The organism is Lysinibacillus sp. FN11, from assembly GCF_024628845.1.
Lineage (GTDB): Bacteria > Bacillota > Bacilli > Bacillales_A > Planococcaceae > Lysinibacillus > Lysinibacillus capsici.
The window spans coordinates 1,455,212-1,479,080 of sequence record NZ_CP102383.1 but is presented as its reverse complement, the minus strand read 5'-3'; the positions used below and the strand labels follow the sequence as shown (position 1 = coordinate 1,479,080).

The window sequence follows — 23,869 nt, the reverse complement described above, 5'->3', positions numbered from 1 at the left end:
ATAAAAAAATCGCTGTGAAGGATAACCTTCTCAGCGATTTTCATATACTATCTGACCATTCACAACCGTGCATGCGACTTGAATGTGTGGAAGCTGCTCCATCTCTACTGTAAAAACGTCCTCTTGTAAAATCGTAAAGTCTGCTGCAAAGCCTTCTGCAATTTTGCCACGCATAAATTGCTGTCCAATTATTTCAGCCGCCCCTACTGTGTACAAACGGACTGCCTCAAATCGGGAAATTTTCTCATGAGGGTTATAGCCATCATGTGTCTCCCCAAAATTTCTTCTAGTGACAGCCGCATATATACCATACAACGGGTTTGGCACTTCAATCGGAGCATCACTGCCGCCTGCGACAATCAGCCCTGTGTCAAGAAGCGACTTTAAAGGATGTAAGCCCTGTGCGCGCTCCTCCCCAAGTCTCGATAGCTCTGCTTGGTATTCTCCCTGTACAAACTGCGGCTGCATATCCACTGCCACTGGTAATGCAGCTAGCTTGGCTAATAGTTCCTCATCGACTAAGCTACAGTGAATCACGCGATCAAGCTGACCTTCCTGAGGAGGATATGCCGTAAAAACGTCTAAAATCGTGTCTATTGCTAAATCGCCAATGGCATGCACGGCAACGGTTTGTCCATATTGACGTGCCAGCTGAACATAGCTTGTTAATTGCTCAGTTGTATGAATAAGCATCCCTGCATTGTACGAATCATCACAGTAAGGCTGACGTAGTGCAGCCGTACGACCTCCAAAGGCTCCATCAATAAAAATTTTCATCGCACCAAACTCCAAAAATGGTGAGGAAGCTAAATCCATCTTCGCAACATCTTCAAAGACTGTATGATGCTGTAATAAATGCACCTTAAAGGATTGCTGTGCCTCTACTATTTTGCGATAAGCCTGAATCGGCTGGCCTGGCGGTCCATAATAGCTTAAATCCTCTGAATGTCCCCCTACTAAACCATAGGATTGCAATGAGGTCACCGCCTTTATCAGTGCATCCTCAATATACGCAGGTGTAATATGTGGCATCTGGTTAACAATTAAATACAATGCTGCATCCTTTAGTATCCCTGTGAGCTGACCATCTACTTTGTCAATGACACCCCCTCTGGCGAAGGAGTCTTATTTGTAATTCCTGCAAAAGCGAGTGCCTTGGAATTGGCTAGGATCAAATGATGACAGCTCCGTTTAATGATTAAATGAGCATCTCCAAGGGCATCTAGCTCCGCTAAGGTCGGGAAAATGGGCTCTTCAAATTGGTTTTCGTTTAGTCCAATCGCAATGACCCATTCATGTGCTGACGCCTCAGCCATTTGCTCCTGAAGTTTCACAAGCAACGCCTCTTTACTCGTAACTGCCGATACATCAAGATGCTTGAGCTTTTCCCCGTAGCCAATAATATGTAAATGACTGTCGACAAAGCCTGGATACATGATATTGCCCTCTAAATGTTGGATAGAAGCAGCTAGTGGCGACAAGCTCTCCACTGAGCCTGTCGCCACAATTTTTCCATCTTCAACAAGGACTGCATCCACTGTTTCACCAACCTGAGCCATCGTGTAAATCTTACCACCTGTCCATAATGTTGCCAAAACAATTCCTCCCATGTCCTATGCTATTGCTTCAATTAAGTGCGCTCTTTCTAAGCGACGACGAACAATTACACCAATCCATGCTGCAAGTACCGCTTTGACAATACCTACCACGATAAATGGTGCAACACCACCCATAAAGGCAGCTGTCCATGTATAATCTGCTACAATTTTTAACCACACTGTCCCAAACGCTAATGTAACAATCATCCCAATGATATTCGCAATAATAGCTTGAGTAAATGTAATACCAAATTTATCTAAGTATAAGCCCATAATAATAGCTGTGGCAAGGAAGCCTACAATATATCCACCTGTTGGACCAACTAAAATCCCAAGTCCACCTGACATACCGCTAAATACAGGTAAACCTGCTGCCCCTAGTAAAATATATAATAGAACAGATAACGTGCCTAATCTTGTCCCTAAAATCGTCACGATGATGCCAACTGCTAACGTTTGACCTGTAATCGGGATAAGTGGTAGTGGGATTGTTACCTGTGCTAAAACTGCGATTATTGCTGCCCCAAATGCTGCTAACACATATTGATATGTACTTCCTTTTTCAATGTAAAAAGCCTCCCCTTGTGCGTTAACTAATAATAAAAATAAGTTAACACAAAGATAAAGCAAATGAAAACCATTGTCAATCTATTTTAGAATAAAAAAAGAAATTGCTAGATTAGCCTAGCAATTTCCTGCCGAAATCATTACCATAAAGGTTCATTCATCGGATCTTTCTCTTGTAGCTTAAACACATATGGCGCAATTTGATAATGGTAAAAGAACATGCCCACTAAAAAGAAAATGAGACCAATAACAAAATGATGGAAAACATGCTGCAACATAATCAGCAACGGCACTGGCATCGTCATTACACCACTGATTTGCATGGATTTTTTTGTGCGGTATTGTTTTTGTCCACAATGAGGGCACACAATTTCACTATTTTTGCGATATAATTTACGTGCATCCTTCTCAGACCAACTCTCCCCACATTCAATACAAACAGGTAAACCATATCCCTTTTTCAATAGATAGCGTTTGACAATAATGGTCGCCCCTATAAAAATGCTCAATAAAATAAAGCCTCTTACATAATCCGAAGCAAAAAGTGACCACCAATGCCAAGTATCCGACTGTAGGCTAGCCGCCTGATGGCTTGAACTCTGTTGCCCCTTCTGCTGTGTCAAGATATAGCTAAAACCGATAACAAAAATAGTAAAGGTTGCGAATACGATACGATACGTCCATTGATTACCTGCTTTGCGTTGAACTTTTCGTTGTGCTTTCTCCGCGATTACTTGTTTGCGCTGCTGTGAAAGCTTGACATCTTGTAGCTCCTTTAATAGTTCCTCTTTAAATTGATTCATGGCGTAGCACCTCCCAATCAAAGTCACCCATTGCTGTTGCTAATTGTTTACGAGCTCGCTGTAATCTTGTGCGAATCGTTGCTTCTGGACAGTGTACAAGCTGTGCAATTTCCACTGTCGACATCTCCTCAAAATAATACAAAATCAAGACCTCTCGATAGGCAACTGATAATGTAAACAATGCCTCCACCAGCTCTTTTTTTACAGTTTTCTCTAGTATCTCCTTTTCAGGTGTCATAGCCGTTGTGCGTCCCGTGATCTTTTCAAACAATGTCAGTCGTTTACTTTTCCAACTTCGTAAATAATCGTGACTTCGATTAACCGTCATTTTCACTAGATATGTACGTAAGGATGCTTCCTGACGAAACTGTCCCTGCTTTTGATAAAAGGCGATGAACACATCCTGCACGATGTCCTCCGCCGTTGCCTTATTTTTCACATAGAGATAGGCGACCTTAAGTAAGTAATCACCGTGCTCCTCGATTATCTGTTCAATAGCCATCATTGCCCTCACCTACTTCCTACACTACTGACGGATGCCATAACGAATGCGATTCATTTTATCAAAAAAAAATCCGTAATTTTTAAATCATTACGGATTTCTTCAAGCTAAATACCTATTTTTTGCATAGAAGAGACAACTTTGACCATTCGATCGTCTAAATCGGCGCCTGTGAATCGAGGCAATCTCAGTTCATTCACGATAGCGCCATCAGACATAAAAAGGATACGCTCTGTTCTTGCGGCAATTTTTGGGTCATGGGTCACAAGCATCACCGTTGTGCCTTCACTATTGATGGAGGCTAATAAATCCATGATTTCCTGAGCAGACGTTGAATTCAATGCGCCTGTGGGCTCATCTCCAAAGATCACTTGCGGGTTGCTAATCAAGGCGCGGCAAATGCCTGCCCGTTGAAGCTGCCCACCAGAAACCTGTGTAATATCTCGCTTTGCCAAGTCTGCAATCCCCATTTTGTTCATAATCTGTAGTGCCCTTTCTGTCAAGGCCCTCACATTTTTTCGCTCATCACGCATCGCAGGTAACAGGATATTATCAAGGATATTTAAGCTTTTTAGAAAGGTCGGCTGCTGAAAGACAAAGCCCATTTTCGTTCTACGCAAATCAGCCAGTTCTTTGTCACTTAATGTCGTTAAATCCATTCCATCAAAGATGACCTGACCTTGATCAATACTGTCCATCCCGCTAAGGGCATACAACAATGTCGATTTACCACAGCCTGATGGGCCCATAATGGAGATAAACTCTCCTTGATTGATTGCAACTGATACATCCAGTAAAACGGGATGCTGTTCTTTGCCTACCTGAAACGTCTTTGCTATTTGCTCACCACTTACTATATTCATAGGTTCTACTCCTTTATATGCTCAATAATTTTTACCTGCCCTGCCCTTGACGTACCAATTAGCGTAGCTAGCAGTACAACGCTTGTAAGCGCTAGTGGGCAAAAAACATAAGCTGCTAGTGGATTAATCATAAAATCAAATGATGCCGCCCCGAATGAGGCAATGACCGTACTAGTTAAATATTCACCTAACGTGTTTGCGAGCAACGTCCCCATCGAGATGGCAAGCAGTAATACAAAAATCGAACGTGCTGCATATTGTGTAGCTATATCGACATTCGTGAATCCTAATGCCTTCATAATAGCGATGGGTGCTTGATCCTTCGCAATCAGCATATTTATAAATAATAATGTCACGAGCACACACAGCAATAAGGCAATGACGAGTGCTGCACGAGCTGCCTTTTCGATGGCATGAATCGTCGTGCCAAAAGTTTGATGAATATAATCATCAATACCTGACACCTTGGCAAACGAGAAGGTTTTTGCATATTCCGCCCGTTTATCTGCAACAAGCGATGGATTAGCCATCGTACTATAGATGACACTCCACATGCTATCCGTAGACTGGTCAGAGAAAGCTGCCTTAGCAGTCTTGCCGCCATTGGTAATATCTGAATAAATACCGCTGACCCTCAAATTTTTCTTCTCTCCATTAATGACTACTGCTAAACTATCGCCAACCTTTTTTTGAAGCTCCTCTGCATTGAGCACCGAAAGTGCCACTTCATTAGGAGCGACTGGAGCCTCTCCGTGTGCATATTCTAAGGGGAATATCGTATGGTCACCCAGCTCTATTTTTAGGTTTTGCGCTGTTCCGTCCTCGGCAATCGTTGTGAATTTTTTTGTTGTCAAAACAGTATAATTCTTAATGGCTGTGTCATGCTCAAGCATATCCTTCACCGCTGCCACCTGTTGTTCATTTTGCTTGCCTTGTGGGATATCAATTCGGATGTCACTGTTCCCAATACCCATATACGTAATAAAGCTTTTAGCTGCAATTGTGTTGTGTAAGTTTTGAGGCACGATAATAATAAATGTTGCCAATACTAATACTGCGAGCATTGTCGCATAAAGTGTTTTTCGTGATAATACATCCTTCATGCCAAGAAAAAGATTGATCGGTAGTCTTTTATTGGCGCTAAGGTTCAATAATTTTGTATGCTGCACTTTTCCTTGTGTTGTGCCAAAACGCATCGCCTGCGTGGCTGATAGCTTGCGAAACTGTTTGAGTACCGATCGTACATAGCCCATAATCACAAAAAATACGAGCAACAATCCCAGACCCGTGAACAACCAAATGAGTGAAACTTTGTCCGTTTCTCCCATGAACAGACGGATATTTTCTAATAGAATATCTCGAAGGAAGAAGGAACAGGCAAAACCGAGCATACAACCAATCACAGCTATAACGCCATATTTGGCTAGATACATTTTCTGTATATCTGCCACTCGTAGGCCAATTGCTTTCATCACACCGATTTCTCTATAATCCTCTTCTATTTTAGTGAGCAATGTAAATCGAATACACATAAAAGCAATAGCGACTACAAGGACACTGATGAGTAAGATAACAGCAATCATAAGTCCATCTGATATGGCATTCAGCATTTGAAAAAGCTTATAAGTAATGGTTGGTCCGTTTGCTTCTAGCCCTGCACTTGTATAGGCCTCTTCAAACTTCTTTAAATCCGCCAAATTTTTCAAACGAAACTCAATTAAATATTCAACTGTTCCCGCTTCCTGGATTGCTGCATAATCTTGTTCACTGACAAGAAAGCGTTTGGAGGAAGCCAGCATAGAGTTCATCTGTGAATCCCTTAGAAATCCAGCTATTGTAAAGGTTTGATCATGAACGATGACAGTATCCCCCAAGTCAGCGATGCCGTCCTTCCAATAGCTTACAGGTACATAAATATCACCATTTGCCACTTCAATCACATGACCATCAAGATCAAGTAAATAATCAAATTTCTCACTTTGTGTGCTGAAACCATTGTCCTGCACACTATGTGCCAAGGTGGTACCCGCAATATTGATCTTCGTGCCCTCCACATTTAGAAATTCATTCATTTGATATTCATCTACATATTTATTTTGCTCTGCAAATTCAGTCAGCCGCACTTGATCGATTTCCCCTGCATGCATCTGAAGAAAATGAGACGTTTCTGCTTGTTTCATCAGCGTGTCAATTGCACTTGTCAAATGGACAATAAGTATTGCTGATAGTGTGACAAGTAAAGCTGCTACCGCCACAAATAGCATGGTCATACCTGTAATTAGCTTGCTATTTGCCATATCATTTCGAACAATTTTCCAATACATAAGTCACCTCTTTGTATATTGTTAACCGCCATCAAACCTAACAAGACCTAAAAAACTTAGTTCGTACTGCCTTCTTCCTTATCTCCAAACATTTGCATCATATACAATAAGCTACCATTCTCCACCCCTAGCATTCTTTCAATATTAAAAATCAATGCCGGAATACGGGCAGCTCTTTCCTCATCTGTCATCAAGACGAGATCATCATCGAATACCGTATTGGTATAAGCAATAATCATTTCCATACACTCATAGGGATAAGGCGTTTGGTAAATACCTTGCTCAATGCCCTCACGAATAATGGCAGTGAGGATTGGTGGTACTTGATTGATGACCACTTGCTGTATTTTACGGTGCATCAAAGCATTTTGCGGCCTATGAACATGCTCCATCATTTCCTGTCCACCCTGTTCATTTTGCATATTCAATGCCATGACAACGCGCAATATCCGCTCATTTACAGCTATAGTCTTGTCTGCTGCAACGTTTTTCGCCTTTGCTAGCATCGTGCTTGTATAACGCTCAATGAGCGCATCCATAATATCTTCCTTAGATTTAAAATGATAATAGAGAGTGCCTCGAGCAATGCCTACTTTTTCCAAAATATTACTCGTACTAGTGCCATCAAATCCCTTCTGTGCAAATAATTCATCCGCAGCATCTAATATTTCATTTCTGCGTTCTTCCGCTTTTTTTATTTCCCTCATAAGACACCTCCTTATAATCGACCGACTGCCTGTCGATATATCTATTCTTTATCCTAGCATAGGATGACTTCATTTGGCAATAATTTCTACAAAAAAAGAATCTGCTTTACGCAGATCCTTATTTTTGTAGTTCCTCGTTCTTCCGATATTCCAAAATATCGCCAGGCTGGCAATCCAATGCCTCACAAATAGCCTCTAATGTTGAAAAGCGGATGGCTTTGGCCTTGCCGTTTTTTAAAATCGAAAGGTTCGCCATCGTGATGCCAACTTTTTCTGAAAGCTCTGTAACACTCATTTTTCGTTTCGCCAGCATTACATCAATGTTAATGATCATTGCCATAGTATTCACCTCAAACCGTTAGATCATTTTCTGATTTGATATCGATGGCATTTTTTAGAAGCTTTTGCAGCACAGCAGCAAAGACTGCCACGACAAAGGAAGCAAAAATAATGACCATTCCAATAAGTATAAGACCTGGGGCATCGTCTACTTCCGCAGCATAGTATATCAGTGGCATGCCAACCACGTAAACACTACTAATAAGAATTGCACAATATTTGATCTTAATTAAAGCTTTCACTGACAGCTCTGAAAATGCGATGTTTTGGTCAATATAGCTTAATAGCTTGATCGTTGTAAATAGCGCAACAAAATAAGCAATAGCCGTTGCATAGACGCCAATTAAAGCAACAATGGTTAGAATGGGAGAATGCTCCACTGTATTTAAAGCAACATGAGGCACCACCCATACACATAAGGCAAGAACGGGTATACCTATTAGAAAAACAGCTATCTTTAAAAAGAGCGTTTCTCGTTTCATCTTACGCACCTCTTTTATTTATTATCCTGTTTAATTTACCACATAATTTATCGTTTTTCAATAAATTTTTATTCCAATTCAAGATTTAATAAGATATCCATTATTTGGTTTACTTTGCTTTTTATTGTGCTATAATCAATCCAACCATTGAAAAGGGGGTATTCGATGATTTATTCGCCAACCGAAAAGACGATAGAAACGACACGTTTAATACTTCGACTCTTTACACAAGCAGATGCACAAGAAGTAAGTGTTTTATGTAACAATTATGCGATCTATAAAAGCACATTGAGTTTACCCTATCCTTATACATTAGAATGTGCATTATCATGGATTTCCACACATCAACAAAACTTTGAGGAAAATAGAAGTTACGAATTTGCGATAACAGACAAACAAAGTGGACAATTATATGGAGCGATAGGACTGTCAAATCAATCCCAACATCAAAGAGGAGAAATCGCTTATTGGATTGGAGAGCCCTATTGGGGTAATGGCTACGGAACAGAAGCTGCTCAAGCGATTATTGAATTTGCCTTTCAGGAGAAACAGTATCATCGTATTTATGCCCGGTATTTCCAATCTAATCCTGCCTCAGGGAAAATTATGGAGAAATGTGGCATGCACTATGAGGGAACATTAAAGGATCATATTTATAAAAACGGTACTTTTGAAGATATTGTGTTTTATGGCTTGCTTAATCCATCACACTAGCAACACTTTTACGAAAGAGGCACTTTCCGAGTAGATATGCCTCTCTCTCTTTTAAATACCATTTCCCACATCGCAATAATGATTATAGTGCGTAATTTGGTTGCGGCCGTTACGCTTTGACTTATAGAGCGCTTCATCCGCATGCTTGATAAGCTCCTCTACTTTCTGAATTTTGCCATGATCATTCGTACTGACACCAATACTAAATTCCAACTGAACAGTTTGATTATTCACTGTTAGTGATAGTGCCGTTAAGGTTTGATACAGGTTGTCAGCCAATGTTTGTACTGATTCACCTTCCTTTACTTGACTCAACACAATGAATTCATCCCCTCCAAAGCGAGCAACAATAGACTCAAAGGGCTGAAAATAGTCCTGTAAAGTTTTGGCTGTATTCGTCAAAGCATCATCGCCAAATAAATGGCCATTCATGTCATTGATTTCTTTAAAATGGTCTAAATCCACCATCATCAAGGCCAATTGCTGATGATTTTCAGCCGCCTTTTCGACCATCTTTTTGGCCTGTTCATCAAAATAGCGACGATTGTAAATATTCGTCAGAGGATCAATATAGGCATTTTTTTCAAACTGCTTCTTATGATCGTTATATTCCATTTCAAACAATACATGTGAATAGTTTTCACGCTGGATTTCTAACAAAATATTAATATATTCCTTTTGTATCGCACATAATACAATTTTATTGCCTTGCTCCTCAATGAGCTTCACTAAAGAATTATAAATTAGTTGAAGTAGAGAGAGGTCATTGTTTTGTAAAGCATAATGCTTTGTCTTTTGATATAAATCGATGGCCTCACTTATACGTCCCTGTCTTTCACACAGAAAGGCATAGGCATTGAGGACCTCAAGTTGTACTTTCGAATAGGGTGGATGATGAATCGTTGCCATTAATTCTTGTAATATCGTATTAGCTTCTTCAAATTCTTCAAGCCAAATAAGTGCCACAGCTAGATTTGTCTTTGGATGGATAATCCCTGTATAAGGCTCTTTATGCTTCATTTCAAACGCATTCGCATAATATAAACTCTTTAAGGCAAATTCCTTAGCTGTCCGATAGCTTCCCATGGATATTTCAAGGTCGCTTAGGTTATTATAGATTTTCCCCATGCTCTCCACGTGCTGGATTGCTTCAGCAATTTTTAAGCCTTTCAACATCAACTCTTCTGATTTCTTTAAATGACCAAATGTTCCCCAATAAATGGCTGCTAAATTGTAATATTGAATTAAATCAATATCGTTGCCATGTTGAAAAGTTAACTCACGATATTGTTCAAGGACACTTATAGAAAGCTGTAAATCACCCGTTTGAAAATAACTGGCACAGCTATAACGTAATAGAAGGATAGCCTTATCATACATTTCAAGCTTTATGGCACTTTCAATTGCGGCACTACTTATTTCTATATATTCTAAAAAACGATCCGCGTTATATAACTCATTAAGCGTAATCCATAGTTCTTCAAATTCTTGTGCGTTCATTCCGCCCCTCCTTTTCTTCATCCTTACTTCTTTAATACTACCTTCGCCCTTAAAATATTACAATTCTTTGGACTCATTTATTTTTTTAACATTAAGTAATTCAGCCTAATAATAAAAATCACTGTGTATTTTATCCTACATTCAATTAAAGGTTATTTTAACATGGTACTTTCACTATAATTTTCCCTAAATAAAAAACAAGCCTCTTTCAAGAGACTTGTTAAGATTCTTCTATGCCTAGGATGGCTATTAATTCCTTCGCTCTATTGGCACTAAGGTGAATTTCTCCGCTACCAGCCTTTTGGAGATAAATTGAACCACCATAGCCCTTCCACATTTCAATACGGACGCCTTCTACTTCAAATGAATATTCGGGTGGTCTTTTCATATAATTTGCGGGCTGCCAAGGGATATCCTGTAAAAACTGAGCAACCTCTTTATTATTTTCTAGCTCAAGCCTTTTTATATTGATTGGCTCTAGTTTTTCCAGTTTAGATAATAAACCATATTTTCTGACGACCCCGTTTTCCTCCATACTGCCTGTTCCCATAGAAGTTAAAGTAATATAATCCCCCTGCTTGACAGGAAAATCATCCAGCACAGGATACCAATTGGCCTGCTCATATTTTTCAGCAAGCTGTTCTTCCGTCATATGATCAAGGTCCTCAGGAATCACTCCTTCAATAAATAAGAAAACATTCGATTCAACCTTTGCAACTGTTCCGACCATTGAAGAGCCATGTGAACTAGCCCGTAATATGATGTTATGCTCATTTTGAAAGGCTGTTGCCTGCTCAGTATAATGCGCTTGGAAATATCGATTGGCATCAATATTGGCTACTTCTTGGTAAGCATAAAAAGTTGGATACTTTTCTTTATAGAGGGCATATAGCTTTGTTCTTGTTGTATACATTGGCAAAAGGGGCTCAAGATATGTTTCAACATACTGTTTCGGTGCTAATCCTTGAAATAGTGCTTCGTATTCAGATGCTTGATAAAGCATTTCCAACTGTTCTACCTGCTTCTTGCTCTCCACATCTAGCTCTGCCTTTGAATAATCAATCCCTAATGATTTCGCAAAATAGTAGGCAGCAACGAGCTTCTCATACGCTAGATAGGCTTCCTCTTTATAAAATTCCTGCTCTTTTCCTGGCCACATTAGCCGATTAATACGTTCGAAATGCTCAAGCTGTCTTTCATGAAATAATGAGGATGTTTGCTCTGTTTCGTTTGTAAGAAGCTGCACCATCATAAACCCAACCATACAAAGTGTCAGTACAATGGTTAATAGGGTGAAACGAAAAGGCTTCCTTCTATTGATAGACTGTTGTAGTACATGTTTTTTGACTCGTTCTTTGCTTGCTGTCATATCACCAGCGACTTTGAGTAATTCCTTCTGTATCTCATTCATGTCTAAGCACCTCCCATTCCTCCTGCTTCAGATGAGGCTTTAATGCTTCTCTTGCCCGCTTCAGTCTTGTTTTCACCGTATTCTCTGCAATGCCAAGTAGCTGGGCAATATCACGAATCTTCATTTCTTCAAAATAATAAAGGATAATGGGCTCCCGATAGGTAAGTGAAAGCTTTAAAATAGCTGCCCCAATGTGAGACCGTTCCTCTGCTGCCACGAGCGCATCTCGTTGTCTATTCCCCTGAACAGGAAATATTTTTTCTTGTAATAGTAATTTCTTATAATGCCAGCTTTTTAAATAATCCTTGCTTTGATTAATCGTTAGAGTGGATAAATACGCACGCAACTGCCCACGTTCTTCATAGCCACGCTGAGAAAATTTAATAAAGACCTCTTGCACAATATCCTCTGCGGTTTGTCGGTTCTTCACATAAAAATAGGCGAGACGTAATAAATGTGCTGCATGTTCTTCGATCATTTCCTCAAGTATGCCGTCCACCTCCCCTTCTTACACTATAAACGACTGCCACTGAATGACCGTTTCATTTTTTTAACTTTTTTCCTCAAGCATCTTGACCTTGGAGCATACTCCAATGTTAGGATGAATTTAGGAGGTACTTACATGAAAATTAAACAATTCGCTGAGAAATTTCAATTAACAACGGATACCGTTCGCTATTATGAAAAAGAAGGACTCTTAAAACCGCAAAAACAAGACAATGGCTACCGTGTGTATGATGCCATGTGTGAACATACAATGAAGTTTATTATCGTTTTACGTCAGCTAGGCTTTACGCTCCAAGAAATTAAACATTTACTGACACTCGAACAAAAGCCTATTTCAACAGCATGTAATGAAGAAACGGTACAGCTATTTTCCACAAAGATTGCCCAGATTGAGCAGCAACTACAATTCTACCAGCATGCGCTTCATTCGCTACAACTGACAAAAATGTTAATGGCTGACGGACAATACGAAGAAAACCAAGAAAAAATTTCCTTACTCATAGAGGATATGTATCAAAATTTACTGGAAGGTCGTGGTTAAATGTCACTACGTAAAATCATCTCAATAGAATATATCCTTGCTTTCATCATCACAGTTTCTTTCTATGGTCATCTAAATTTTCCATGGCTTTATTTTATTGTGTTTTTATTGCTACCAGACATTACAATGGTTGGCTATCTCCTCAATACAAAAATAGGCGCTCTTTTCTATAATATGGGACATAGCTTTGTGCTACCTGCCATGTTGATGGTGATTGGTTTACTAACGACTACACCAGTACTCCTGATGGCTGCCCTGATTTGGCTCGCACATATTTTCTTAGATCGCGCACTTGGCTATGGTTTAAAATATGAGGACGCTTTTAAGAAGACACATTTACAGCAAATTGCGTAATGAGGAGGAAAGTATGGCTATCCATTTAACACTACGATTTTTAGTAGAAATGGGGGTTCTACTCGCTATTGGAAACTGGGTGCCTATATAGAAACAAATCCCCTAATTAAATGCTTTCTTGGAGTGGGATTACCATTATTCATCATCGGAATATGGAGTATTTTTGGCTCTCCAAAAGCAAGAGTGCCCTTGAATCCCTTTACGCATGAACTAGTAGAAGCTGCTCTCTTTACGCTAGCTGTTCTTGCTTTGTATGAAACAGGCAGAACACTCATTGCTAGTGTGTTTGCAAGCATGGTCATTTTCAGTCAACTAGTCTCCTTTCACTTGCATCAAAAAACCATCTAAAAAAACAGCCGCCCTGCACAAACAGGCGGCCGATTTTAGCGAATTAAACTAATGATAGTATGCGGTTCATGTTTTATATCGTCATATTTATTGACCATATCCAACACGATAGCTCCATCCTGTGTTATAGCATACACCCAGACGGCATGAGGATTTTGTTCTACATAATCCTTCCATGTAAATACTTCTGTAATTTTCGTTTGACGAAGTTGTGCCCCTTGCTCGATCAGTTCATTGAGCTGATGAATATCATGTTGTGCATCGACAAGAAGCTGTCCCCCGTACTTCCGTGAGTAATTTTTTGGGTCTGTAGTATGTAAAGCCGTTTGAAAAATATTGAGACGCCCTAATTCTGGAACAAAGTCTGCACAAACAAGGACATTATAGGCGTCCTGCTTTGTCGCTACAATTAGTTGATCATAGGGAGTTAAATCAACATAAAATTCTGTATGCTCGCTTAGAATATCACCTGTTTCTGTCTTAATACCATTTTGTCGAGCAGCAGATAAATCTTCCCATGCACGATCCATCATCAACACATCAATCCCGTTATTTTGCAGGGACGTTGCGAGCTGTGTTGTAAATGGAGAAGCGCCTACAATCACAATACCTTTCCCTGTGGAAGCTTGTAGATCTAATTTTTTAGCAAGCCAGCCAATGCTAAAGCCATGAGCAACCACTGTCGCAAAAACAAGTGCTAATGTGAGCGCTGTTAATAATTGTGCACTTTGAAAACCTACGTCTTGTAGTGCCGTTGTAAAGTAACCTGAAACGGTTAATGCCACAATCCCTCTCGGTGCAATCCACCCAATTAAGGCCCGTTCTTCCAATGTTAAGCCCGTATTAATGGTCGCAATCCAAATCGATAACGGTCGAACAATAAACATCATCGCTAGTACGAATAGTAGCATACGCCAATCAATGATTTGCCATAACGTATCGATGGTTAAGGACGACGTCAGCATGATAAAGACACTTGAAATTAAAATAACCGAAATATTTTCTTTAAAATGCAACAGCTCATGATGACTTGTTAAATGCATATTGGCCATCACAAGCCCCATCACTGTCACAGCCAATAAGCCCGTTTCGTGCATGATGGCATCGCTTAGGGCAAAAACAAGTAAAATAGTAGCGAGTAACAAAGGTGATTTCAAAAACTCTGGAATCAAACCACGCTCCAAGCATTGTCCCATTCCATAACCGACGCCCCCTCCTAACAGGGCGGCTAAAAAGGCGGAAACAAAGAAAACGGTAAGTGATGTCCCACCTTCTAAATGATATATGCCCAAAACGACCTGATACGCAAATAGCGCTAACAACGCGCCAAATGGATCTACAACGATGCCTTCCCATTTTAAGATAGCTGCTGGTCGCTCCTTCAATTTTGCCTGTCTCAATAAAGGCAAAATAACGGTTGGACCTGTCACAATAAATAATCCACCAATGACAAAAGAGACTGGCCATGATAGCCCAGCAACAAAATGCGCCGCAGTAGAGCCTGCAATCCAAGCGATGGCTGCCCCTACTGTGGAAATACGCAATATAGACTTCTTAAAGCCACGTATTTCTCGAAAATCAAGGCTTAAACTTCCTTCAAATAATATTACGGCAACGGCCAGAGAAATAATGGTATGAAAAATAGGGCCAAATGTCTCTTTTGGCGACACTAACCCTGTAAACGGACCAATAATGAGCCCAGCGATACTCATAATGACAATGGCAGGCATGCGAAATCGCCATGCTAACCACTGTGAAAACAAACCGATAAAAATAATAAAAGGTAACTGAAATAGTAAATTGTCAAACATATGTACCACCTACAATATCCTAGGATGAATGTATATTCCCTCATTTTAGAATGACTAAACCTGTTACCTTACATTATGTACGTATTGTGCCAAAATTATCACTTTACCTCATCATGATCATGAACGTAATCACATTATAAAGAGCTGGTGCAACCAAAGCGAAAGCTAAACACACCACTGCTGCCCATTTTGTATTCTTAATATCACGGTCATCGTCTGTCTTGAGATGATGAAAATAAGTTAATGTGAAATAAAAGCATAAAATCATAAACAAGGGGAAAATGAGTTGTTGAGCAAAGCCATGTAGAAATGTAGCCATTGACGAAACCTCCTATTAGTATCCTCTTTATATAAATATTGTAATCTATGACCTATATTTCTACCATAAAAAAAGCAGGATCACCACTCGGATCCTGCTCCTAATTATTTAGATGAATCTTTTTAACAATGATTCATATAGACCCACCATTAATAATCCAATTACTATTGGAATGAGGGATGTAAAACTGAAATAAAAGCCTACGTCCTGATATTGTCCCGTAAAATGAAATTGTAGCCAAGACACCTCATATGTTTCCCCTACCCCATACAGGAAAATAGTGGTAAATAAAAATAGTGCCAGACATTTTAGTCCTTGCGCTTTTTTCATAGTATCACCTCATTGTATAACGGTCATTTGTTGCGCATAGCTTAAAAGATCCTCAACTGTTAATGCTGGATTTTGCCCAACCATACTATATTGGTAGCCGTTTTCTTGCCAAGCAAGGGAACGGAAATTTTCACCATCCATAACTGTGCCTTTTTGTCCACGAATATCGATTTCTTTTTCATTTAGAATGGGACCAATATCTGCAACGCTAGCATCTGCTTTAAAAATCGTAACAAAAAAAGCTAACTCTCCGTCTATGCTATAATCAAAAGAGTATTCTGGTCGATCCTCTATCCCTTTAACCATGGATATGTTGTCTAAGGTAAGACCATTTACTTCTGGCACTAATAAAAACTTTTCAAGCTGCTGCTTTACGTCGTCCAAAGAAATGGATGCTGAAGTGTCCTGTCCGCTAATTTCCTGAATCGTTACATCCTTTGGTAGATCTAGTGTAAATTGTTGAGCATCTATTTTTTCACCAAAATTAAGCTTAGAATACTCAGTGATCATATGAGTCCCTGCACTATCTGTCTTCATTTTTAAAGTCAGCCAAGTTTTTTTGTCAATCCATGCTTCGATATCTCCAAATAACGATTCCGTTTTCTTCGTTTTTCCGACGATTTTATACGTATCTCTACCTGCAACCTTCTCTTCCCCTGCTATCTTGATATCATGTGTATCTTTAACCATATTAAAAATAAGCTGTACCTGATCTTTAGGTGATTGCAAGCCGTCTAATTCGTGTTGTGAATAATCCATTGTGTAAGCCGTCTTTTCAGTGACATCATAGCTAATGACTTTAGCGTCATTTTTGACTGTGATAACATGTTCTCCATTATCACCTGTCATTTCTATCCGTCTATTGCTATCCTTTACCCATTCCTTCACTTGAGCTTTACCACCTAGCTCTCCCATATCTAACGTATATTCGCCATAATAAGTGAGTGGCTCTTTCGATTCTTGAAGGGCTTGGTCGATAATTTCCTGAGGTGTATAAGATGCCTCTGAATTACAGCCCACTAAACTAAATGTCATCACAGCAATTAAGCCTGCTGCTTGGCAAGATTTTTTCCAATTCATCATTCTTTTACTCCTTTATAAGGTGGTAGCCAGCAAATTACCGCTGTTCCAATGTTCTCTCTAGAAAGCAATTCGACAGTGCCACCATGTTTTTCAATAATTTGTTTTGTAATATTTAAGCCTAGTCCTGTTCCTCGTTCACCAGCCTTTGATCTCGCATAATCTGCTTGATACATAGGCTCGAATAATTTTACAATGTCCTGCTGTGGTATACCTCTTCCGTGATTTTGTACAATTATATACATACCCTCTTGTTTGTTTAAAGCCGACTTCAAGAAGTCAAAGCCCCATTTGGGATCATTTCCAGCATTGACTGCCGCTAAGCAGATTGTTGTCCCCTTTTCCCCATAACGCCATGCATTGCTTAATAAATTATCAATGACACGCTGAAGTTGTTTAGGATGCACAGCATAGAGCCCATCTACGGCACAGAAGACTTTTAATGTAAATCCTTCTTCCTCACATAAAGGTTCATAGTCAGACAGGGCCATGTCAAAAAATTCTTCTCCATCCACAGCAATGAGCTCTAATGTATAGTTCGTTGATTGAAGTAATGTAAACATCATTAAATCCTCTAGCATATGCTTCATCCGATCTGCCTTCGTAACGATGACCTGCTGATATTCTGCCTCCTGCTGTTCTGACAAGCCTTTATTTTGTAAAGATTCCGCATAGGCTTGGATGGCTGTAAGGGGTGTTTTCAAATCATGGGAAATACTTGCAATCATCATTTCTTTTTGCTGTTGTTCCGCTTTTAAAGAAGCCCGAGTCTTTTCAATTTCATCCTGCATCGCCTCAAATGTTTTGGCGAGTGCCCCAATCTCATCTTTTCTTACGCTTAGATTTGATTTAACTTGCTGACCTTTCGCAAAATTACGCATTTGCTGCATCAGTTCACGTAATGGCCGATTCAGTTTCCGATGAAGCAACAAGATGACAGTTAAATAAATGATAAAAAATAACAGGATCGTGCTTGCGATGACGAGCCACGAACGCTTTTCTACACCCTTTACCCAATCTGTTCGTAGTAATTGAATTTCATAGATGCCAAGCAAATCACCTTTTAGATATACAGGCTCCTTGTATGTAAAGGCGTTATATGCTTGCTGTAAATCATATAAACCATTTAACATGCGCTCTTTCCCTACATAGCCCGTTAGCAAGGGGTTGGAGGAATATAAAACATAGCCAGATTTCGTATAGAGGGTAATCGCCAGCTGCTCATTGGTAAGTTCCTCTATTTCCTCAAAATCGGCATTTTTTTGATAAAGCACTGGATTGTCAAGGACGTCTTTTACCTGATTTAGCTCTGTCCACTTGTCAAAATACTCCGCCACATTTTTATCTTGGTAATAAGCATTAATCCACACATAAAGGCTATAAGCCCCTACTATGGGTAATACCATTACAATAAAAAACATAATTAGTAACCACGCTTTTATTTTCATAATGGTTCACCAATAAAACGGTAGCCCTTACCCCACACAGTTTGAATGAAATTTGGGTTTTTCACAGAATCCTTGAGCTTTTCTCGCAAAGCCTTAATATGCACTGTGACAGTATGAGTGTCCTCTAACGTTGCTTGCTGCCAAATATGCTGATACAGTTCTTCTTTTGTAAAGGTTTGACTCGGATTTTTAGCTAGCAGCCTAACAAGAGCAAACTCCTTTTGAGTTAATGCAATTTCTTGCTGATAAACACATACTATTTCTCGTTGCCAATCTATTGTTAATCCATTCGCATAGGCAGTATGCTCTTCTATCACGTCTTGCTTGTGGTAGCGTCGCCATCGTCTAAGATGAGAGGCAACTCGTGCCTTTAATTCTTCTAAGCTAAATGGTTTAGCGATATAATCGTCTGCCCCCTGCAAGCCCTCCACCTTATCCGCATCTTCCTTGCGGGCACTCATCATTAGGATCGGCACATCACTCTCCCAACGGATATTTTGAGAAACCGTTAACCCATCCATTTCTGGCAGCATCCAATCCACTAGCACTAAATCGAAAGGTTGCGTTTGAAAATCTGCCAGTCCCTCAAGGCCCGTAGTAGCCCATGTCACATAATAGCCCTCCTGCTCCAGCGTATCCTTCACAATGCGTCCAATCGCTGTATCATCCTCAATCAGTAGTAACTTTTCCTTCATCATTTTCCTCCTGTATTCACCTTACTACGGAAAAAACGATTTTCTCCGAACTTTATACTTTCTTTATAATTACCTTAGAGCGTATCCGCACTTTACACAAGGGGAGGAGGCTACCGATTTCATCGAAGCAGTTTTTCTTCCTGCCCGGGCTATCCGCCACTTTTGTGGGGCTATCCTTCACTTTGCCGCTCCTATCCGCTACATCCTTCATTTTTATCCTATCACCCGCATCCATTTTCCAGCACCAAAAAAAGGAATGCACTATGATTGTGCATTCCTTAGCGAACTAGAAAAATAAACTTAAAATATAGTAAATCAATGCTGCCATGACAGCAGAGATTGGCATCGTGATGACCCATGTTGTAACGATTTTTCGTGCCATCCCCCATTTTACTCCTTTAACACGGTGTGCTGTTCCGACACCCATGATGGATGAAGAAATAACATGTGTTGTAGAAACTGGTAAATGGATTAAAGTGGCTCCAAAGATAATCGATGCAGAAGCTAAGTCTGCCGCTACCCCATTTACTGGGCGGATTTTCATGATTTTACCGCCAACGGTTTTGATAATTTTATAACCTCCGACAGATGTACCAAGACCCATCGCAGTTGCTGCAGCAAAACGTACCCAGAAAGGAATATCATCTCCTTGGTGTAGGCCGCCCGCGATTAACGCAAGGGTAATAATCCCCATCGCCTTCTGCGCATCATTTGTCCCGTGTGTAAAGGATTGTAAGGCTGCTGTCCCAATTTGCATTGTACGGAAGCCTTTATTCGTGCGATATAAATTCATATCTTTAAAGATGACCTTTAATAATGTCATCATCAGGAAACCAGCTGCGAATGCTAGTAATGGTGAAAAAATAAGTGCTTGAAGAATTTTAATAAACCCAGCATAGTTCAAAATATCAAATCCTGCTGCGGCAATAGCTGCCCCTGCAACAGAACCAATCAATGTATGAGAAGAACTTGATGGAATCCCAAAATACCATGTTAATAAATTCCATGTAATGGCAGATAATAACGCTGCTAAAATCACAACAGAACCTGTAATATCGCCATCATAGGCATTTAAAGAAAATGGGTCCACAATATCTTTTGTTAAGGCTTTGGCTACCCCAACGAATGTAATCGCTCCGACGAAGTTCATTACCGCTGCCATATAAACCGCAGTACGTGGCTTTAAGGCACGGGTAGATACAGAAGTAGCAATCGCATTTGCTGTATCATGGAAGCCGTTAATAAAGTCGAACACAAGTGCGAAAATAACGACTAATATGGTGATTAATAAGATCGTATCCATTTCGTACACTCCATCTTATGCATTACGCATAATTATTGTTTCAATTGTGTTTGCTACTGTTTGACAGCTGTCCGCAATGTCTTCAAATTGCTCATAAATATCCTTGAAAACAATCAAACGCATTGGGTCTTTTTCTTGGATGAATAATTGCTTCATTGAAGAACGGAAAATTTCATCACATTCACGTTCATTGTCCTTAATTTGAATAGCATGTTTACGCATTTCCACAAGCTTTTTACTATTTAACAGTTCCATGGCTTGTACCATTTCATCTGTACTCTTCGCAATATATGTGAGGAATTGGCGCATTGGCTCTGTTACTTCTGTTAGGTTGTACATATTGAAGTGCGCAATACAGCCTTCCATTCCATCAATTACATCATCTAATTTATTGGCTAAGGCTAAAATATCTTCACGCTCAATTGGCGTCATAAAAGATTTATTCAGCATAACAATTAGCTCATGGATTAATTTATCGCCACTTGTTTCGTATTGCTTCATTGTATCTGCGATTTCTTTTAGTGCATCTATATCTTGAATACGTGCATTATGAGCATAGTAAATACCCTCATTCACGTTTTTCGCGATTTTTAATAGTGATTGAAAAAATGGATCTTGCTTGTTTGAGTTGAACATCCTGTTCCTCCTGTTGAAAAAATATTGTCGATTTCTGAACCATCATAACAAAACATTTACACAATTCAACAAAATTTTAAACACTTAGCTGTTGATTTTACAAAACTGTAATATAAAATTTGCCACATTTATTTTCAAGCTATTTTCCAAGTTGCAAACGTTGGAAATCAAATATTAAAAATCACGATTTTTTCTTTAAAAACGCCCATTTTTTCTTTTATTTTTATAAAAATACTTGAAATAAACTTTTTCCTGCTTATTTGTTTACCTTGTGAAATGTTAAGGAATTGTAAACAAAATTTACATGAAAATGTTGGAATTTCATTGTGATTTTTTGACTTTCGCAGTACGCTATGTTAAAACGCGATGAAGAAAGATGGGAGCATATTTATGGATATTGATTTACTTTCACTCACAATATTATTACTACTTGCTTTTATCGCCTCTTTTTTAAATGCGATTGTTGGAGGTGGTGGGCTCATCTCCTTACCTGCATTAATGGCTGTTGGTTTACCTCCAAGTACAGCTATTGCCACAAATAAACTAGCCAATACCATTAGTAATGGTACAAGTATGCTAACTTTTTTACGTGCAGGTAAAGTAGACTTCAAGAAAATTGGAAAAATCCTCCCCTTTATCTTTGTAGGATCTTTACTCGGTGCCTTTACTGTCCATCTTGTATCCCCTGCTATTTTAAAACCACTTATGCTTGTTATGCTCGTCCTTGTAGCTGCTTATACAATGTTTAAAAAAGATTGGGGACAGCAATATCAAGAGCGTGTACTTAGCACAGCTAAAAATTTAGCCTTTATAGGTGCATTTGCGGCTATTGGCTTTTACGATGGCTTTTTTGGACCAGGTACGGGTTCATTTTTTATTTTTATTCTATTAATGATGGGCTATGATTTCCTCCAAGCTGCTGGTAATGCAAAAGCTTTTAATTTTACCTCAAATTTAGCGGCATTAATCATGTTTTTAGTTTTAGGAGAAGTTCATTTTCTATATGGTTTTTCGATGGGCTTTGTCATGATCTTTGGGGCAATTCTTGGATCCAAATTTGCGCTGAAGCGTGGAACGAACATGATGCGTGTCATTTTTATTGTCATGACATGTTTATTGATTTTGAAAAATGCTTGGGATTATCTCTTCTAAGACCACCAATTTTCAGTCAATTGACAAAAAATATTAGCGTGCTATAATACTTTTGGGCTTCACCGCATTGAAGCGCAGAAGTATGTATTAGGAGGATTCACATGTTTCGAATAGAAGCAAAGAGTAACCCTCGATTTCTTGAGGCAAGCTTTATCACTATTTTAATTATTGCCATAATGGCTTATAGTATTGGCTATTTAAAGGCTACGCCACATATCCCGATTTTTCTTGTGATTGCCATTTTACTCGCTTATGGACTACTGAAAAAAGTACCCTTTCGCGATCTTGAAGGTGGTATGATTGCGGGTGCTAGCGCTGGACTTGGCGCCGTTTTTATTTTCTTTTTTATCGGCATTTTAATTTCAAGCTGGATTATGGGCGGAACGATCCCAACCCTTATCTATTATGGCTTTTTAACTGTTTCGCCAAATTTTTTCTTTGCCATCGTGTTTTTAATTTGTAGTATCGTTGGTATTTCTATTGGAAGCTCCCTGACAACTGTCGCGACGGTTGGTGTGGCATTTATGGGCATTGCCGGTGCCATGGATATCTCGCTAACCATTACTGCTGGAGCGATTGTTTCTGGGGCCTTCTTTGGTGATAAAATGTCACCCTTATCCGATACAACCAATCTTGCTTCTGGTACAGTTGGTGTAGACCTTTTTGAGCATATTAAAAATATGGGCTGGACAACCATTCCTGCTTTTCTTATCTCCTTTGTAATCTATGCTATTATTTCGCCAACAGGAGCTGCTACATCCTTTGAGACTGTGGAACAATTTAAAGAAGGTTTATTGTCTACAGGACTTATTCATTGGTATACATTATTGCCAATTGTTGTTCTCGTTATCATGACTTTTTATAAGGCACCAGCAGTCATTACATTGGCTGTTGTATCCATTATTGGAGTAGGTCTTGGCTCTCTACTTGACCCAGTTCCCGCTTCAGATATCTTCAAGATTCTGTTTGATGGCTATGTCTCTCAAACTGGTAATAAAGATGTAGACGCCTTGCTCACTCGTGGTGGGATGAATAGTATGCTATTTACAATCGCGCTTGTTCTACTTGCTTTAACAATGGGTGGCCTTTTATTCACATTAGGCATTATTCAAAGCATTTTAGCGAAGGTACAAAGTTTATTTAAAAGTGCTGGATCGGTTATTACCGGTGCTGCGATCACTGGCATCGGTGTCAATACATTGATCGGTGAACAGTACTTATCCATTCTATTAACTGGTGAGGCCTTTAAGGCTCAATTTGCAAAGGTTGGTCTTGCACCAAAAAACCTTTCACGCGTCATGGAGGATGCAGGTACGGTCGTCAACCCACTTGTGCCTTGGAGTGTTTGTGGTATTTTTATCGCAAGTGTCCTCGGTATTTCCACATTGGATTACCTACCGTTCACCTTCTTCTGTTTACTTGGACCAATTCTTACGATCTTGTTTGGCTGGAGTGGCAAAACATTAACAAAGCTTTAACCATAACAAAAGGTAGCTGAAAAAACATCAGCTACCTTTTAATTTTACTCAAAAATT

At 39.5% G+C, this 23,869-nt stretch carries 25 protein-coding genes and 1 pseudogene; 6 read left to right on the top strand and 20 right to left on the bottom strand.

What is annotated here, in order from left to right:
* Positions 1 to 30: 30 nt before the first annotated feature.
* From NP781_RS07650 to NP781_RS07605, 9 genes and pseudogenes are all read right to left on the bottom strand, one after another.
* A pseudogene (locus tag NP781_RS07650) lies at positions 31 to 1,436 on the bottom strand (amidohydrolase).
* A gap of 177 nt (positions 1,437 to 1,613) precedes the next feature.
* A complete protein-coding gene (locus NP781_RS07640) occupies positions 1,614 to 2,165 on the bottom strand; it encodes a biotin transporter BioY (RefSeq protein WP_257522510.1) in 552 nt (183 codons plus the stop codon).
* Positions 2,166 to 2,305: 140 nt separating this feature from the next.
* Positions 2,306 to 2,968 (bottom strand): TIGR04104 family putative zinc finger protein, encoded by a 663-nt coding sequence (locus NP781_RS07635; protein WP_221683154.1) that lies wholly within the window; start codon positions 2,966 to 2,968, stop codon positions 2,306 to 2,308.
* A complete protein-coding gene (locus tag NP781_RS07630) occupies positions 2,955 to 3,473 on the bottom strand; it encodes a sigma-70 family RNA polymerase sigma factor (protein ID WP_221683153.1) in 519 nt (172 codons plus the stop codon). Before NP781_RS07630 ends, NP781_RS07635 begins: the two co-directional genes overlap by 14 nt.
* A gap of 104 nt (positions 3,474 to 3,577) precedes the next feature.
* On the bottom strand, positions 3,578 to 4,333 hold the full coding sequence (locus NP781_RS07625) for an ABC transporter ATP-binding protein (protein ID WP_221683152.1): 756 nt from the start codon (positions 4,331 to 4,333) through the stop codon (positions 3,578 to 3,580).
* Between the two features lie 5 nt (positions 4,334 to 4,338).
* Entirely contained in the window at positions 4,339 to 6,657 is a 2,319-nt protein-coding gene (locus NP781_RS07620) for an ABC transporter permease (RefSeq protein WP_221683151.1), read from the bottom strand.
* 56 nt (positions 6,658 to 6,713) lie between these two features.
* A complete protein-coding gene (locus NP781_RS07615) occupies positions 6,714 to 7,364 on the bottom strand; it encodes a TetR/AcrR family transcriptional regulator (protein ID WP_257521916.1) in 651 nt (216 codons plus the stop codon).
* Positions 7,365 to 7,482: 118 nt separating this feature from the next.
* Entirely contained in the window at positions 7,483 to 7,704 is a 222-nt protein-coding gene (locus NP781_RS07610; RefSeq protein WP_004229042.1) for a helix-turn-helix domain-containing protein, read from the bottom strand.
* A gap of 10 nt (positions 7,705 to 7,714) precedes the next feature.
* Entirely contained in the window at positions 7,715 to 8,185 is a 471-nt protein-coding gene (locus NP781_RS07605; protein WP_221683150.1) for a DUF2975 domain-containing protein, read from the bottom strand.
* A 165-nt stretch (positions 8,186 to 8,350) separates the two neighbouring features.
* Between NP781_RS07605 and NP781_RS07600 the strand changes: the two genes are divergently transcribed.
* The gene (locus tag NP781_RS07600) at positions 8,351 to 8,899 is read left to right on the top strand and encodes a GNAT family N-acetyltransferase (RefSeq protein ID WP_257521915.1); all 549 of its coding nucleotides are present in this window, start codon (positions 8,351 to 8,353) and stop codon (positions 8,897 to 8,899) included.
* A 51-nt stretch (positions 8,900 to 8,950) separates the two neighbouring features.
* Here the strand turns inward: NP781_RS07600 and NP781_RS07595 are convergent, their stop codons facing one another.
* The 3 genes from NP781_RS07595 to NP781_RS07585 form a co-directional block, all read right to left on the bottom strand.
* Complete coding sequence (locus NP781_RS07595; RefSeq protein ID WP_221683148.1) at positions 8,951 to 10,399, bottom strand: tetratricopeptide repeat-containing diguanylate cyclase; 1,449 nt, start codon at positions 10,397 to 10,399, stop codon at positions 8,951 to 8,953.
* 220 nt (positions 10,400 to 10,619) lie between these two features.
* Positions 10,620 to 11,810 (bottom strand): hypothetical protein, encoded by a 1,191-nt coding sequence (locus NP781_RS07590; protein WP_257521914.1) that lies wholly within the window; start codon positions 11,808 to 11,810, stop codon positions 10,620 to 10,622.
* On the bottom strand, positions 11,803 to 12,309 hold the full coding sequence (locus NP781_RS07585) for a sigma-70 family RNA polymerase sigma factor (protein ID WP_221683146.1): 507 nt from the start codon (positions 12,307 to 12,309) through the stop codon (positions 11,803 to 11,805). Before NP781_RS07585 ends, NP781_RS07590 begins: the two co-directional genes overlap by 8 nt.
* 123 nt (positions 12,310 to 12,432) lie before the next feature.
* On the opposite strand from NP781_RS07585, the gene NP781_RS07580 reads away from it, so the two are divergent.
* The 3 genes from NP781_RS07580 (at position 12,433) to NP781_RS07570 (ending at position 13,560) form a co-directional block, all read left to right on the top strand.
* Positions 12,433 to 12,858 (top strand): MerR family transcriptional regulator, encoded by a 426-nt coding sequence (locus NP781_RS07580; RefSeq protein ID WP_257521913.1) that lies wholly within the window; start codon positions 12,433 to 12,435, stop codon positions 12,856 to 12,858.
* On the top strand, positions 12,859 to 13,212 hold the full coding sequence (locus tag NP781_RS07575) for a DUF4260 domain-containing protein (RefSeq protein ID WP_257521912.1): 354 nt from the start codon (positions 12,859 to 12,861) through the stop codon (positions 13,210 to 13,212). It abuts the gene before it with no gap.
* A 123-nt stretch (positions 13,213 to 13,335) separates the two neighbouring features.
* Complete coding sequence (locus tag NP781_RS07570) at positions 13,336 to 13,560, top strand: YrdB family protein (protein ID WP_257521911.1); 225 nt, start codon at positions 13,336 to 13,338, stop codon at positions 13,558 to 13,560.
* A 35-nt stretch (positions 13,561 to 13,595) separates the two neighbouring features.
* Here NP781_RS07570 and NP781_RS07565 read toward each other — a convergent pair whose 3' ends face one another.
* From NP781_RS07565 to NP781_RS07530, 8 genes are all read right to left on the bottom strand, one after another.
* The gene (locus tag NP781_RS07565) at positions 13,596 to 15,371 is read right to left on the bottom strand and encodes a cation:proton antiporter (protein WP_257521910.1); all 1,776 of its coding nucleotides are present in this window, start codon (positions 15,369 to 15,371) and stop codon (positions 13,596 to 13,598) included.
* A gap of 103 nt (positions 15,372 to 15,474) precedes the next feature.
* Positions 15,475 to 15,690, bottom strand: coding sequence for a hypothetical protein (locus NP781_RS07560; protein ID WP_257521909.1), 216 nt, complete (start codon positions 15,688 to 15,690; stop codon positions 15,475 to 15,477).
* 108 nt (positions 15,691 to 15,798) lie between these two features.
* Positions 15,799 to 16,020 carry a hypothetical protein gene (locus NP781_RS07555; protein ID WP_221683140.1) on the bottom strand — a complete coding sequence of 74 codons (222 nt, stop codon included), beginning with the start codon at positions 16,018 to 16,020 and terminating at the stop codon, positions 15,799 to 15,801.
* Between the two features lie 9 nt (positions 16,021 to 16,029).
* Positions 16,030 to 17,103: a LolA family protein gene (locus NP781_RS07550; protein WP_257521908.1), complete on the bottom strand. Its 1,074-nt coding sequence runs from the start codon at positions 17,101 to 17,103 to the stop codon at positions 16,030 to 16,032.
* The gene (locus NP781_RS07545; protein ID WP_257521907.1) at positions 17,100 to 18,548 is read right to left on the bottom strand and encodes a HAMP domain-containing sensor histidine kinase; all 1,449 of its coding nucleotides are present in this window, start codon (positions 18,546 to 18,548) and stop codon (positions 17,100 to 17,102) included. Before NP781_RS07545 ends, NP781_RS07550 begins: the two co-directional genes overlap by 4 nt.
* A complete protein-coding gene (locus NP781_RS07540; protein WP_257521906.1) occupies positions 18,545 to 19,243 on the bottom strand; it encodes a response regulator transcription factor in 699 nt (232 codons plus the stop codon). The genes NP781_RS07545 and NP781_RS07540 overlap by 4 nt, the downstream gene beginning before the upstream one ends.
* A 286-nt stretch (positions 19,244 to 19,529) precedes the next feature.
* Positions 19,530 to 20,546 (bottom strand): inorganic phosphate transporter, encoded by a 1,017-nt coding sequence (locus NP781_RS07535; protein ID WP_004229076.1) that lies wholly within the window; start codon positions 20,544 to 20,546, stop codon positions 19,530 to 19,532.
* Positions 20,547 to 20,561: 15 nt separating this feature from the next.
* Positions 20,562 to 21,182, bottom strand: a complete 621-nt coding sequence (locus NP781_RS07530) for a DUF47 domain-containing protein (protein WP_004229078.1) — start codon at positions 21,180 to 21,182, stop codon at positions 20,562 to 20,564.
* A 390-nt stretch (positions 21,183 to 21,572) separates the two neighbouring features.
* On the opposite strand from NP781_RS07530, the gene NP781_RS07525 reads away from it, so the two are divergent.
* Positions 21,573 to 22,334 carry a sulfite exporter TauE/SafE family protein gene (locus NP781_RS07525; RefSeq protein WP_221683136.1) on the top strand — a complete coding sequence of 254 codons (762 nt, stop codon included), beginning with the start codon at positions 21,573 to 21,575 and terminating at the stop codon, positions 22,332 to 22,334.
* A 101-nt stretch (positions 22,335 to 22,435) separates the two neighbouring features.
* Complete coding sequence (gene nhaC / locus NP781_RS07520) at positions 22,436 to 23,812, top strand: Na+/H+ antiporter NhaC (RefSeq protein WP_257521905.1); 1,377 nt, start codon at positions 22,436 to 22,438, stop codon at positions 23,810 to 23,812.
* Positions 23,813 to 23,869: the final 57 nt, after the last annotated feature.

Excerpts from the sequence above, each read along its gene's own strand:
- NP781_RS07535 (WP_004229076.1), bottom strand. The coding sequence starts at position 20,546 with ATGGATACGATCTTATTAATCACCATATTAGTCGTTATTTTCGCACTT.
- NP781_RS07630 (WP_221683153.1), bottom strand. The coding sequence starts at position 3,473 with ATGATGGCTATTGAACAGATAATCGAGGAGCACGGTGATTACTTACTT.
- NP781_RS07540 (WP_257521906.1), bottom strand. The coding sequence starts at position 19,243 with ATGAAGGAAAAGTTACTACTGATTGAGGATGATACAGCGATTGGACGC.
- NP781_RS07625 (WP_221683152.1), bottom strand. The coding sequence starts at position 4,333 with ATGAATATAGTAAGTGGTGAGCAAATAGCAAAGACGTTTCAGGTAGGC.
- NP781_RS07545 (WP_257521907.1), bottom strand. The coding sequence starts at position 18,548 with ATGAAAATAAAAGCGTGGTTACTAATTATGTTTTTTATTGTAATGGTA.
- NP781_RS07560 (WP_257521909.1), bottom strand. The coding sequence starts at position 15,690 with ATGGCTACATTTCTACATGGCTTTGCTCAACAACTCATTTTCCCCTTG.
- NP781_RS07550 (WP_257521908.1), bottom strand. The coding sequence starts at position 17,103 with ATGATGAATTGGAAAAAATCTTGCCAAGCAGCAGGCTTAATTGCTGTG.
- NP781_RS07610 (WP_004229042.1), bottom strand. The coding sequence starts at position 7,704 with ATGGCAATGATCATTAACATTGATGTAATGCTGGCGAAACGAAAAATG.
- NP781_RS07525 (WP_221683136.1), top strand. The coding sequence starts at position 21,573 with ATGGATATTGATTTACTTTCACTCACAATATTATTACTACTTGCTTTT.
- NP781_RS07620 (WP_221683151.1), bottom strand. The coding sequence starts at position 6,657 with ATGTATTGGAAAATTGTTCGAAATGATATGGCAAATAGCAAGCTAATT.
- NP781_RS07590 (WP_257521914.1), bottom strand. The coding sequence starts at position 11,810 with ATGAATGAGATACAGAAGGAATTACTCAAAGTCGCTGGTGATATGACA.
- NP781_RS07595 (WP_221683148.1), bottom strand. The coding sequence starts at position 10,399 with ATGAACGCACAAGAATTTGAAGAACTATGGATTACGCTTAATGAGTTA.
- NP781_RS07575 (WP_257521912.1), top strand. The coding sequence starts at position 12,859 with ATGTCACTACGTAAAATCATCTCAATAGAATATATCCTTGCTTTCATC.
- NP781_RS07605 (WP_221683150.1), bottom strand. The coding sequence starts at position 8,185 with ATGAAACGAGAAACGCTCTTTTTAAAGATAGCTGTTTTTCTAATAGGT.
- NP781_RS07580 (WP_257521913.1), top strand. The coding sequence starts at position 12,433 with ATGAAAATTAAACAATTCGCTGAGAAATTTCAATTAACAACGGATACC.
- nhaC (WP_257521905.1), top strand. The coding sequence starts at position 22,436 with ATGTTTCGAATAGAAGCAAAGAGTAACCCTCGATTTCTTGAGGCAAGC.
- NP781_RS07565 (WP_257521910.1), bottom strand. The coding sequence starts at position 15,371 with ATGTTTGACAATTTACTATTTCAGTTACCTTTTATTATTTTTATCGGT.
- NP781_RS07600 (WP_257521915.1), top strand. The coding sequence starts at position 8,351 with ATGATTTATTCGCCAACCGAAAAGACGATAGAAACGACACGTTTAATA.
- NP781_RS07555 (WP_221683140.1), bottom strand. The coding sequence starts at position 16,020 with ATGAAAAAAGCGCAAGGACTAAAATGTCTGGCACTATTTTTATTTACC.
- NP781_RS07530 (WP_004229078.1), bottom strand. The coding sequence starts at position 21,182 with ATGTTCAACTCAAACAAGCAAGATCCATTTTTTCAATCACTATTAAAA.
- NP781_RS07615 (WP_257521916.1), bottom strand. The coding sequence starts at position 7,364 with ATGAGGGAAATAAAAAAAGCGGAAGAACGCAGAAATGAAATATTAGAT.
- NP781_RS07635 (WP_221683154.1), bottom strand. The coding sequence starts at position 2,968 with ATGAATCAATTTAAAGAGGAACTATTAAAGGAGCTACAAGATGTCAAG.